9 protein-coding genes are annotated in these 11,977 nt (G+C 72.1%); 4 read left to right on the top strand and 5 right to left on the bottom strand.

Going from position 1 to position 11,977, the window contains the following annotated elements:
• The first annotated feature begins 404 nt into the window (after positions 1–404).
• The 4 genes from ABD347_RS29600 to ABD347_RS29615 all read left to right on the top strand — a co-directional run bounded on the left by ABD347_RS29600 (position 405) and on the right by ABD347_RS29615 (position 4,937).
• On the top strand, positions 405–1,676 hold the full coding sequence (locus ABD347_RS29600) for an aspartate kinase (RefSeq protein ID WP_344366957.1): 1,272 nt from the start codon (positions 405–407) through the stop codon (positions 1,674–1,676).
• A 7-nt stretch (positions 1,677–1,683) separates the two neighbouring features.
• The gene (locus ABD347_RS29605) at positions 1,684–2,742 is read left to right on the top strand and encodes an aspartate-semialdehyde dehydrogenase (RefSeq protein ID WP_344366959.1); all 1,059 of its coding nucleotides are present in this window, start codon (positions 1,684–1,686) and stop codon (positions 2,740–2,742) included.
• 294 nt (positions 2,743–3,036) lie between these two features.
• A complete protein-coding gene (locus tag ABD347_RS29610) occupies positions 3,037–3,744 on the top strand; it encodes a SigE family RNA polymerase sigma factor (RefSeq protein WP_425575793.1) in 708 nt (235 codons plus the stop codon).
• A complete protein-coding gene (locus ABD347_RS29615; protein ID WP_344366960.1) occupies positions 3,741–4,937 on the top strand; it encodes a hypothetical protein in 1,197 nt (398 codons plus the stop codon). Before ABD347_RS29610 ends, ABD347_RS29615 begins: the two co-directional genes overlap by 4 nt.
• 396 nt (positions 4,938–5,333) lie before the next feature.
• On the opposite strand, the gene ABD347_RS29620 is transcribed toward ABD347_RS29615, so the two are convergent.
• From ABD347_RS29620 to ABD347_RS29640, 5 genes are all read right to left on the bottom strand, one after another.
• Complete coding sequence (locus tag ABD347_RS29620; protein WP_344366961.1) at positions 5,334–6,113, bottom strand: SURF1 family protein; 780 nt, start codon at positions 6,111–6,113, stop codon at positions 5,334–5,336.
• Between the two features lie 22 nt (positions 6,114–6,135).
• A complete protein-coding gene (locus ABD347_RS29625) occupies positions 6,136–7,947 on the bottom strand; it encodes a S9 family peptidase (RefSeq protein WP_344366962.1) in 1,812 nt (603 codons plus the stop codon).
• A gap of 210 nt (positions 7,948–8,157) precedes the next feature.
• On the bottom strand, positions 8,158–8,631 hold the full coding sequence (locus tag ABD347_RS29630) for a DUF7144 family membrane protein (RefSeq protein ID WP_425575794.1): 474 nt from the start codon (positions 8,629–8,631) through the stop codon (positions 8,158–8,160).
• A 145-nt stretch (positions 8,632–8,776) separates the two neighbouring features.
• The gene (locus ABD347_RS29635) at positions 8,777–10,378 is read right to left on the bottom strand and encodes an ABC transporter substrate-binding protein (RefSeq protein WP_344366964.1); all 1,602 of its coding nucleotides are present in this window, start codon (positions 10,376–10,378) and stop codon (positions 8,777–8,779) included.
• A complete protein-coding gene (locus tag ABD347_RS29640) occupies positions 10,375–11,496 on the bottom strand; it encodes a hypothetical protein (protein WP_344366966.1) in 1,122 nt (373 codons plus the stop codon). The genes ABD347_RS29635 and ABD347_RS29640 overlap by 4 nt, the downstream gene beginning before the upstream one ends.
• Positions 11,497–11,977: the final 481 nt, after the last annotated feature.

The following is an 11,977-nucleotide window of genomic DNA, read 5'->3' on the forward strand; positions in this document are numbered from 1 at the left end:
CCGGATCTTCAGGCGTCCAGCCTCCCGGACCCGGTCGCGCGGTCCGCTGCACGACCGGGTCCGCGTCGTCGCGGGGTGCCGCGCCCGACCGACCGGCCGGCCTCGCGGAGCGGGCGGGCACCCGGCGGAGTCGGCCTCCGGCGGGACGGGCCCTCCGGCGGGGACGGCCGTTTCGTGGTGCGTGGGGCGGCTGCCCGGGGCCGCCGGAACGGCCGTCCGGGGTGACCCGGCACACATTCCGCGTACGTCCGGCGGGGACGGGCAGGTACCTGGCCGAGCGGCCGTGAAGCGCCCCACGATGATCACGTCGTGAGCGGGACATCTCACGATGTGATATCGCGGGGGCGATTCACGGCCGCTCGTTAGACTGAGCTGACCGCAAACGGACTGAGCGAGGAGCGCACGTGGGCCTTGTCGTGCAGAAGTACGGAGGCTCCTCCGTTGCCGATGCCGAGGGCATCAAGCGCGTCGCCAAGCGAATCGTCGATGCCAAGAAGAACGGCCACCAGGTGGTCGTCGTGGTATCGGCGATGGGCGACACGACGGACGAGTTGATCGATCTCGCCGAGCAGGTATCCCCGATCCCTGCCGGGCGAGAGTTCGACATGCTGCTGACCGCCGGAGAGCGGATCTCCATGGCCCTGCTGGCCATGGCGATCAAAAACCTGGGCCACGAGGCCCAGTCGTTCACGGGTAGCCAGGCAGGCGTCATCACCGACTCGGTCCACAACAAAGCGCGCATCATCGATGTCACGCCGGGCCGGATCCGTACGGCGCTCGACGAGGGCAACATCGCCATCGTCGCGGGCTTCCAGGGCGTCTCCCAGGACAAGAAGGACATCACCACCCTCGGGCGCGGCGGATCGGACACGACCGCCGTCGCGCTCGCCGCGGCGCTCGACGCCGAGGTGTGTGAGATCTACACCGACGTCGACGGTGTCTTCACCGCCGACCCCCGGGTCGTGAAGAAGGCCCGGAAGATCGACTGGATCTCCTTCGAGGACATGCTGGAGCTCGCCAGCTCCGGCTCCAAGGTGCTGCTGCACCGTTGCGTCGAGTACGCACGCCGTTACAACATCCCGATCCACGTCCGGTCGTCCTTCTCGGGGCTCCAGGGCACGTGGGTCAGCAACGAACCGCGAGGGGACCGCAAGGTGGAGCAGGCCATCATCTCCGGTGTCGCCCACGACACGTCCGAGGCGAAGATCACTGTCGTCGGAGTGCCGGACAAGCCGGGCGAGGCCGCCGCGATCTTCCGCACCATCGCGGACAACGAGATCAACATCGACATGGTGGTGCAGAACGTGTCCGCCGCCTCGACCGGGCTGACCGACATCTCCTTCACGCTGCCCAAGTCGGAGGGCCGCAAGGCCATCGACTCCCTGGAGAAGCAGAAGGCCCTCATCGGCTTCGAGTCGCTGCGCTACGACGACCAGATCGGCAAGATCTCCCTGGTCGGCGCGGGCATGAAGACCAACCCGGGTGTCACGGCCGGCTTCTTCGAGGCGCTGTCCGACGCGGGCGTGAACATCGAGCTCATCTCGACCTCCGAGATCCGCATCTCGGTCGTCACGCGTGCCGACGACGTCACCGAGGCCGTCCGGGCCGTCCACACCGCCTTCGGTCTCGACTCCGACTCCGACGAGGCCGTGGTGTACGGGGGCACCGGGCGGTGACCAGCCGGTGACGAGCCGCAAGCCGACGCTCGCGGTCGTGGGAGCGACCGGGGCCGTCGGCGCGGTGACGCTCCAGATCCTGTCGCAGCACGCCGACGTCTGGGGCGACATCCGCCTGATCGCCTCCCCGGCCTCGGCCGGCCGCAAGCTGGCCGTACGCGGGGAGGAGGTCGAGGTCCTGGCGTTGTCCGAGGAGGCCCTGGACGGCGCCGACGTGGCGTTGTTCCTGGTGCCGGAGGAGGTCGCCGTCCAGTGGGCGCCGATCGCCGCCGCCAAGGGCGCGGTGGTGGTGGACACCTCGACGGCGTTCCGGGCGGACCCGGACGTCCCGCTGGTCGTCCCGGAGGTCAACCGCCACTGCGTACGCGTGCGCCCGCGCGGGATCGTCGCCTGCCCCGGCGACACCACGCTGGCGCTGATCGTCGCGGTGGGCGCGCTGCACGCCGAGTTCGGCCTGACCGGGCTCGTCGTCTCCGCGTACCAGGCGGCGAGCGGCGCCGGGCGCGGCGGTGTCACCGCGCTGCGCGAGCAGCTGTCGCTGGTCGCCGGTACGGAGCTGGGCACCTGCCCGGGTGATGTGCGCCGGGCCGTCGGCGACGACACGGGACCTTTCCCCGCCCCGCTCGCGCTGAACGTGGTGCCCTGGTCGGGTTCCCTCCAGGAGGGAGGCTGGTCCTCGGAGGAGCTGCGCGTCCGGGGCGAGACCCGCAGGGTCCTGGACCTTCCGAGCCTGCCGGTGGCGGCGACCTGCGTGCGCGTACCGGTCGTGAGCGCCCACTCGGTGTCCGTGCACGCCCGCTTCGAGAACGAGGTGTCGGTCGGGCGGGCGCACGAGATCCTGGCGACCTCCCCCGGTGTGGTGCTCTACGACGACCCGGCGGCCGGGGACTTCCCCACGCCGGCCGACGTCGTGGGCACCGACCCGACGTGGGTGGGGCGCGTACGGAGGTCGCTGGACGACGACCGGGCGCTGGAACTGTTCGTCTGCGGCGACAACCTGCGCAAGGGTGCCTCTCTGAACGCCGTCCAGATCGCGGAGGCCCTCGCCGCCGAGTTCTCGGGCTGATCCGCCGTAATCCATGGTGAACGGCGGGACAGGTCTTTGTAGGATCTGTGAACGCCCTGTGATCAAGTCTTCGGTCGGTGTCACTTGAACTAATGCGACAGCATGTTCGACGATGCTGTCGCCCTTGCTGCAACCGGTGGTCGGGCGGGAAGCGTCTACGCGGTCGCCCCTTCATGGCGCTCGCGACATTCGGGGCATTGGGGGAGAGCGGGTACGCATGAGGGCAAACGTCGCACCGTCAAAAGCGGCTGCGTGCGCGTACAACCCTGACGGGGGGAAGCGTGTCCAACAGGCGTGGCAGAGGTACTCGACATCACAGCGGTGGTTCCGTTCCGAGCCCGTGCGGCCGGAGCCGGGGTCGGCGTCGGCATGGGCGCGGTGCGCCCGCTCCGGCGGCCCCGTCAGCCCGGCGGCATGCCGGTGATCGCGCCCATGCCGGCTGCTAGGCGTACGACCCGCATCCCGTCCCAGCGCGGCGCCCTGAGCGCCGACGAGACGACGGTGACCGCGGGCACGACCGTCGATCACCTCACCGAGACCTACCGCGCCCACTACCGGTCGCTGCTGGGTCTCGCCGCGCTGCTGCTGGACGACACCGCCTCGTGCGAGGACGTCGTCCAGGAGGCGTTCATTCGCGTCCACTCCGCGCGGCGCCGCGTACGTGACCCCGAGAAGACGCTGGCGTACCTGCGCCAGACCGTGGTCAACCTGTCCCGGTCGGCGCTCCGCCGCCGCATACTCGGCCTGAAGCTGCTCTCCAAACCGATGCCCGACATGGCGAGCGCGGAGGAGGGCGCGTACGACCAGCTGGAGCGCGACGCGCTGATCAAGGCCATGCGGGGACTCCAGCGCCGTCAGCGCGAGGTCTTGGTACTGCGGTACTTCGCGGACATGACGGAGGCTCAGGTGGCGGAGACGCTGGGCATATCCCTCGGCTCGGTCAAGGCGTACGGGTCACGTGGCATCGCGGCGCTGCGCGTCGCCATGGAGGCCACGGCATGACGGAGCACAGGCACGGGTTCGAGCAGGATGAACCCGACGGACCGGACGGGCCGTTGAACGAGAACGACGACCGGACTGGGAACGGAATTGTGAGCAACGGGCCGGAAAACCACCTCCCGGACCACGATGAGTTCGGCGTCGACGAACTGGCGCTGCGCAGGATGCTGCACGGCGCGGTGCGGGACCTGCAGCCCACCGACGGCACGCTGGACCACCTCCGCCGCGCGGTCCCCGCCCGGCGGGCCCGCAAGCGCCAGGCCCTGGTGGGGGCGGCCGCGGCCGCGCTGCTGATCGGTACGGCGGTCCCCGCGTTCGTGCACGTCGCGAGCGCCGACGGCTCCTCCGACGACCGCCACGTGAACGCCGGCCACGGCGAGCAGGTGCAGGGCGGCACGGGTGAGGAGATCGGTGAGACTCCCGGCGGGCCGGGAGGCCCCAGCTCCGGGACCGGGCCGGGGACGAGCGGCGCCGACCAGGACGGGAAGGACGCCCCGGCCAGGCCCGGCGAGCCCGCGGCCGGAACCGCGGACGGCACCGTGGGCGGCACGGCGGCGCCGGACAGTTCGGCCCCGGACACCGTGCCACTGTGTGCGGCCGGCCAGCTCGGGGTGGCCGTCGCGGAAGCCGGCCGGCCCGATGCCGAGGGCAAGGTGTACGGGACCTTCCGCATCGCGAACGTCTCGGGCACCGACTGCTCGATCACCGACCCCGGCGGCGTGGCCTTCCGGACGACGGGTGCGGCGGACGCGGCGAGGATCACGGTCGTCGGCCACGTGGCGGGTGACCCGGCGACGGGTCTGCCCGACCCGGCCCAGGAGACGTCGGCGCCGCTGCTCCTGAAGCCGTCGAACTCGTACGAGGTGAGATTTGCCTGGGTGCCGAGCGAGACGTGCCCGGTGAACGGAGGCGGCGGCAGCGGCGGCACGGGCGATCCCACGGGCGGCGGCGAACCCTCGCCCGATCCGACGCCGTCGGCCGACGACACGGCGTCGGGCTCGGCCGACTCGGACGCCACGGCCCAGACGGCCATGGAGCCGCAGCTCGCCAAGGCGGACGACGGCGAGGGCACCCGCGCGGAGGGCAGCGTCACGGTCGCCCACACCGCGGAGCCGGGCGCCCCGTCGGCGGAGGCCACGATCCCGAACGCCTGCGCGGGCACCATCTACCGCACAGGCCTCCTGCCGACGCAGTAGGCCCCCGCGGCCGTGCCCCGGCCCCGCCCCGGCCCGGCGCCCCGGTTGACCTCGGTACGGGGCGGGCGGGCCGGGGTGACGGTGCTTGGCCGCGCTGCCGGCCCGGCACCCACCGCGCGGCAGGGCCCCAGGGCTCAGGCCCCACGTCGGCCCGGGTCGCCACCGGCCGGGCGCCGTGGCGACCCGCGGTTCCGGCCACGGCGGGCTCCCCAGGCCTCACGTGCTGCGCAGGCCCCGCCGCTCGGCGACTGCGCCCGCGAGGTCAGCGCCCCCGAGATGTCTACGCCCGCAGGGCGGAGGCACTCGCAGGGCTGACCGCACCCCCGCAGGCGCCGCCGCTGGGCGGAGGCGCCCGCCAGGCGGAGGCGCCCGCCAGGCGGAGGCGCCCGCCAGGCTCTACGCCCGCGAGGCGGGCTGCGTCCGCTCCGCCGCCGGCGCGAGCCCGAGAGCCTCGTCCCGGGCCTGCTCGGCCTCCCGGCGGAACAGGCGGAACCACATGAAGAGCACGAAGCCCGCGAAGGCGAACCACTCACCGGTGTACCCGAGGTTCTGGAACGCCTTCAGGTCCAGCCCACTGCCCTCCGCGGCGGTCGCCGGGACGGGGGTCAGGCCCGCCGGGGCGTCCGTCAGGGTCACCCAGGCGTCGTACACGTCGTCCTCGACCACGTTCACCAGGGAGGCCGCGCTGATCATGCCGACCTGGCCGCGCGGCAGCGCGCCCGCCGTGTGCACGCCCGTGCTCCCGGTGTGCTCCGAGGCCTGCAGCGCACCGGTCACCGTCACCTCGCCGACCGGCGGGGCGGGGACCTTGCCACCGGCGGGCAGCCACCCGCGCACCACCGGCAGGGACTTCCCGCTCTCGGTGCGCAGCAGGGTCAGGACGTACGAACCGTCCTTGCCGTCCAGCTCGCGCTCCGGAACCAGGAACTGCTCGCCGTACCGCCCCGTCGCCGTGGCGTGACGGCCCGAGGTCTCCTTGTCGACCGGCAGCAGCTCGTGGAGCGGCGCGGCCTTCACCGTGCCCGGGTCCGGCCGCCGCTCCGCCTCCTGATGGGAGTCGACGCGGTCCTCGAACCTGCCGAGCTGCCAGGTCCCCATGAAGACGCAGAAGGGGATCGCCAGCACGACGAAGATGTTGATCCCCCACCAGCGGGGCGTCGTCAGGAACCGGTACACACCCCCACGGTACGGAACACCGTCACCTCCCCTCCGCCCGGGTCCCCAGATGCCTGGTGGCGAAGGCCAGCTCCAGCCGCACCTGCTTGATCCGTTCCTCCACCACGAGCGAGCCGTGCCCCGCGTCGTACCGGTACACCTCGTGCACCGCGTTCCGGGCGGCGAGCCGGTCCACGTAGTTGTCGATCTGGCGGATGGGGCAGCGAGGATCGTTCACGCCCGCCGAGATGTAGACCGGAACCCGCACCCGGTCCACGTACGTGATCGGGGACGACGCCTCGAAGCGCTCGGGCACCTCTTCCGGCGACCCGCCGAAGAGGGTGCGGTCCAGGGCCTTCAGGGCCTCCATCTCGTCGTGGTACGCCGTGACGTAGTCCGCGACGGGAACGGCGGCGATGCCCAGCGCCCAGGCCTCCGGCTCTGTGCCGAGCCCGAGCAGGGTGAGGTAACCGCCCCATGAGCCGCCCGTGAGGACCAGCCGGGCGGGGTCGGCCAGGCCGGAGGCCACCGCCCACTCCCGTACCGCCGCGATGTCCTCCAGCTCGATCAGCCCGACCCGGTGCTTGAGCGCGTCCGTCCACTCGCGCCCGTACCCGGTCGAGCCCCGGTAATTGACCCGGACGACCGCGTAGCCGTGATCCACCCAGGCCGCGGGGGCGGCGGCGAAGGCGTCGCTGTCGTGCCACGTGGGCCCGCCGTGGATCTCGAACACCGTCGGCAGCGGCCCCTCCGCGCCGGCGGGCCGCTGCACGAGCGCGTGGATCCGGCCGCCCGGTCCCGGGACCCACACGTCCTCGACCGGTACGGAGACGGGCGCCTTCATCCCCGGCGCCTCCAGCACGACACCGCCCGCCGTGGACCGCACCACCGGCGGACGCTCGGCGGACGACCACAGGTACTCCACGGCCCCGTCCGGCCGTGCCGTCGCACCGGACACCGACCCGGCCGGGGTGTCCACCCGCACCAGACGGCCCGCTGCGATGTCGTACCGCCACAGCTCGCTGCGCGCCTCGAAGCTGTGGATGATCAGGAGCCCCGACCCGTCCGGGTACCACTCGGCCGACACGTCACCGGGCAGGTCGAGCCCCAGGTCCGTCTCCGCACCGGAGGCCACGTCCCACAGCATCGGCTCCCAGCGCCCCCGCCGCTGGTGGCCCACGAGCAGCCGGGTGTCCCCGTCCACCGGCGCGAACCCGAGCACGCTGAGCCCCAGGTCCTCCGTCCCGCCCTTGCTGTCGTCCAGCTCGCCCACCACGGCTCCGTCCGGCCGGACCACCCGCAGTGCCGCGTGCATGGCGTCCCCGTGCTCGGTGTGCTCGACGGCGATCAGCGACCCGTCGTGCGACAGGTCCCCGACCCCGGCCGACTCCCGGTGCCGGTAGATCTCCAGCGGCGGCCGACCGGGCCGTACGACATGGATCGTCGAACCGTCCTCGTCCGTCGACCGCCCGACCACCGCGGTGCCGTCCCGCCCGATCGCGAGACCCGCCGGATACGACGCCGCCAGCCCCGGTGCCGCCGGCTCGTCCTCCCCGCCCGCGAACGGCTGGCGCATCCACACCCCGAACTCGTCGCCGTCCGTGTCCGAGAACCACCAGATCCACTCGCCGTCCGGCGACAGCACACCGTCCGTCGTCCCGTTCGGCCGGTCGGTGACCTGCCGCTGCTCACCGGTGACCCGGTCCCACGCGTACAGCTCATACGTCCCGGTCGCGTTGGACACGAACAACGCCCTGCCCGGCGCGTCCCACGCCCACTCGGGCAAGGACACCCGCGGAGCCCGGAACCGCTTCTCCCAGTCGGGCATGGCCTGCGTATCTGTCGGCTCAGTCATGCGTCCATGAAACCCGATCGCCATGACAACGCGTGCAGCCCGTCCGCAACCTGTGGATAACCTCCGGCACGTGCCCGCACCACCCCCACCGCCCGGCACGGGACGAACGGGCCCTGCCGGGACGAACGGGCCCCGCCGGGACGAACCGGCCCCGCCGGGACGAACGCGGGCCCGTAGCGACGAGCGCGGGGCCGGAGCCGCCCGCCGGACCTAGCGCCCCCCGGGCGCCCCAGGACCCGTGTCCTCGGTGCACAGCGCCCAGATGACGAAGACGCCGATCGCGATCGAGACGATGGCCCACACCGGCTGGTAGGGCAGCCAGATGAAGTTGGCGATCACGGCGAGCGCGGCCAGCGCCACCCCGCCCGCCCTCGCCCACTCCGCCCCGCTGAGGATGCCCGCACCGATGAGGGCGACCAACAGCCCGAGCACCAGGTGGATCCAGCCCCAGGCACTGACGCTGAACTCGAAGACGTACTGCCCGACGCGCCCGTACACGTCGTCCTCGGCGATGCCCGTGATGCCCTGGAGCATGCCGAGCACGCCCTCCACCATCATCAGTACGCCGGCGAACATGACCCCACCCGAAGCCCACCCGCCCGCACTCCGGGGCTCCTCGTGGGCGCTGTGATGGGCATAGGCGTGGTGAACCGGACCGCTCGGCCCCTCGGACGGGTTGCTCATGCCCCCGATCGTGCCGCCCCCTCCGCCCACCCGGCGACCGCAAGCCCGCCGTCCGGGTGGTGGCCGCCGTACGGAGCGCCCGCGCCCCGGCCCGCCGGCGTTGGCGTTGGCGTTGGCGTCGGTGACCCTGGGGGCCGCACGCTGCCTAGCTGCGGGGGATCTGGCAGGCCAGGCTGCCTTCCTGTCCCTTGGGCGGCGGGAACTTCTTCGGCCACGCGAGGCCCACGAACGTCGGCCGTTCGCCGCGCACTTGCGGATCGAGCCGGACCACGGCGACGGCCTTGTTGTAGGCGTTGCCCTTGTTGTCGATGCAGATCCAGCCGCTGGCCCCGTCGACCTTGTGCGTCCCCCTCAGGGCGTTCCAGTCGGTGCCGATCTCGCGCAAGGTGGGGATGTAGCCGCTCTTGCGGCCCTCGGCGTGCAGCCGGATTCCCGCGATGGCGGTCTTGGCGGAGTCGTGCACGGAGACGGTGCGCGAGTCGTAGATGTCGGCGGGGCCTATCGGTCCGACGGGGGGCGGTGCCGCCAGGCGCCGCATCAGCTCGCGGACCACGCCCGGTGTGCCGCCCGTCTCGGGTCGGCCGGGCCGCTCCTTGAGCCACCCGTCGGGGTGCGAGACGGAGGTGTACAGGACGGTCACCTTGCCCTTCCAGCTGCCGCCGTCGCCGCGCAGCCCGCGCAGTGCGTCCCAGTCCAGCTTGCGGTCCGCGTACAGCGTGGACGCGCCGGATCCGCTGACGACCGTGAACGGTTCCTCCTTGCACGGGCGGTTTCTGGCCAGCTCGTTGAGGAACTGCCGGAGATGGGTGGGGCGGCCGGCGAAGTAGACGGTGTTGACCTTGGGCCGCAGTACGCAGATGTCCGTGGCCATCCTCTTGAACTCGCTGGACAACCGGCCCTCGGTGTCCGTTCCCTCGGAGTCGAAGGGCATCGGCTCGTGCGGCGATCTGCGCAGCTTCCGCTCGTACGCCTGGAGGAGCGACTCGTTGTACGGGTCCGGCCTGGTGTCCTTGACCAGGATGGCGTGCTCGAGGTCCAGGTTCTTGTCGAAGTGCGTCAGGGCGTCCGCCTGGTCACTGTTGGTCGGCGCGACCCGGGCGAACAGGGGGTAGCCGGTGAACTCGTCGCCGGTGATGGGGCCGCCGACGACCGGGATCTTCTTCTCCTTCGTCAGATAGGCGATGGCCTCGGCGGTCGGCCGCACACTGAGGTCGAAGCCGAAGACGGTACGGAGGTTGTGCTTCTCGTCCTCGGCCAGGCCGGCGAGCTGGTCGGCGACCGTCCGCCACTGGTCGCGGTTCTTGCCCGGGTTGGCGAGCACGAGACGGATCTTGGGGTGTTCACCACCGCTCTGCTTCTCGGCCTTGGTGGCGCCGTTGGCGAAGTACTGCGCGATGTAGGCACCCTGCACCTCGTGCAGGATCTGCTTCCTGACCTCCTCGTGGTCGGAGGTCATGGGAATCATCAGGGCGATGGTGGCGTGCGTCTGGCCGTCGATGCGGTCGTTCTCTTCCTTGATGCGCTTCATGACCTCGGTGAGGTCGGCCATGAAGGGCTTGCCGCCGCCGTCGCTGACCCCGATGCACTCGCCGTTGACGGTGCGCAGGCCCGGGCCGCACGGATCGGGGTCCTCGGGCCCGAAGCGGGCCCACAGGGTCCCCGCGGCCACCAGCGCGAGGACCACACCGAGGGCGAGCGCCACCAGGGTCACCGGGCCGTGCCCGGGTCTGTCGGGGGTGTTCGTCACTGTCCCTCCCGTGAGGTGTCGGACCGTGCCGTGGGCGCCGCCTCCCGCACCGTCACCCGCAGCAGCCGCCGCTCGCGTACATCGCCTTCCAGACGCAGCGCCCACGTGTTGAGGAGGTCTTCGAGTTCGTCGAGGGGCGCCGCCGTGAGCCGGGCGCCCGCGTCGTCGTCGCTCACCACCAGGACCACGGGATGGGTGGCCGTGCGCCGCCCCACCACGCGGCGCAGGGTCCGGTAGGCGGCGAGATGGGTGTCGAGGACCGCCCGGCCCTCCGGGTTGTGGACGTGCAGGAGCATCAGCGGGGGCTGGTTCCTGTTGAGCCGGCGCAGCAGGCCGTAGTGCGCGTCGATGTCCGCGAGGAAGGCGGCGACCAGGTACTCGTCGCGGTTGGCCACCCGGGCCGCCTCCGCGCGGGCGGCCTCCTCACGGACGTCGTCGGGGTCGTCGGGACGCGGCGGGCGCGGCCGGAAGAAGTGGAACAGTCTGATGGCGATCGCCTCGCGGGTGGAGAACGCGCCGCCCTTCTGCACGCTCAGGGCCCGCCCCCACCAGCGCAGGGCCACCCGGTCGGGCCGCGGCCGCCCGGTCAGGAAGCGCACCAGGGTGGAGAGCGTCGCCAGGAGGCCGCCGACCGGGCCCGTCGCCGTCAGGGGCAACTCGAGTTCGCGCAGCAGCTCGTCGCGCCGGAGCGGTTCTTCCTGCCGCCTCTTGCCCAGATCGCGCACCAGGGCGCGGTGCGCGTACTGCAGCCGGTCCAGGCCGAGGTCGGCGTGGTCGGCGGCCCAGGTGTGAGCGAGGAGCCCGAGGTGGAAGCGGGGGAAGGCCGGGGCACGCCGGCCGGCCGGGCCGTTGAGCCCGGACATCCGGGTCGACAGGTACCAGAAGGAATCCGCGACCCCCTTCTCGACCGGGACCTCGGGCACGTTGACCGGCAGCCGCTCCGCGTACGTGTGGCGCAGGCTCCACAGGAGGTCGTTCTGCTGCGTCCGGTCGAGCCCCACGACCTCGATGACGGGCGGCCCGCCCTTGCGCCGCAGCCTGCTGCCCACGCTCGGCCGGTGCCGCGGCTCCATCAGCAGCCCGGAGACGACGCGGGCAAGCAGACGCTCGTACGTCACGCGATTCCCCCCGTCCTCGCGGGCCGCACTCCGTACGCCCGTCCGCCCCGCGCTGTTGGCGGCCATGTGTATACGGAGCCCTACGCACTGGCAAGAGGAAAAAGGTGAGGCTCCCGTTATTGGCGTGATCTGGTGCCTACGCCCGTCACGTGCGCGTGCGGACGGTTGCGGCGGGTGCGGACCGGCGGCGCGGCGGTGACCCGAGACGTCGTCCCTCACGATCGACGGCGCTCGTGTGCACGGCGGGCGTGACGAGCTCGACCGAGCAGACGGTGCCGGATGGGCTCCGAGTTTTCCTAAGGCTACCGATCGGGGCAGTCCACACCCGCCGTGGCAGTACACCGGCCTGCGGACCGACATCTTCAGCGGTGGTTACGCACCTGGTCACGCACACGAAACAGGTGAGGCACCTACTAAGACGTCGTTTCCTTTGGCGGTTCGGCTCGTTGTACCGGGCATGACGAGCCTTGCTGAGCGGCTG

It is taken from the genome of Streptomyces gobitricini (assembly GCF_039532985.1).
GTDB classification, from domain to species: Bacteria; Actinomycetota; Actinomycetes; order Streptomycetales; family Streptomycetaceae; genus Streptomyces; species Streptomyces gobitricini.

Coding starts and splice junctions, on each gene's coding strand:
- ABD347_RS29615 (WP_344366960.1), top strand. CDS start 3,741: ATGACGGAGCACAGGCACGGGTTCGAGCAGGATGAACCCGACGGACCG.
- ABD347_RS29625 (WP_344366962.1), bottom strand. CDS start 7,947: ATGACTGAGCCGACAGATACGCAGGCCATGCCCGACTGGGAGAAGCGG.
- ABD347_RS29630 (WP_425575794.1), bottom strand. CDS start 8,631: ATGAGCAACCCGTCCGAGGGGCCGAGCGGTCCGGTTCACCACGCCTAT.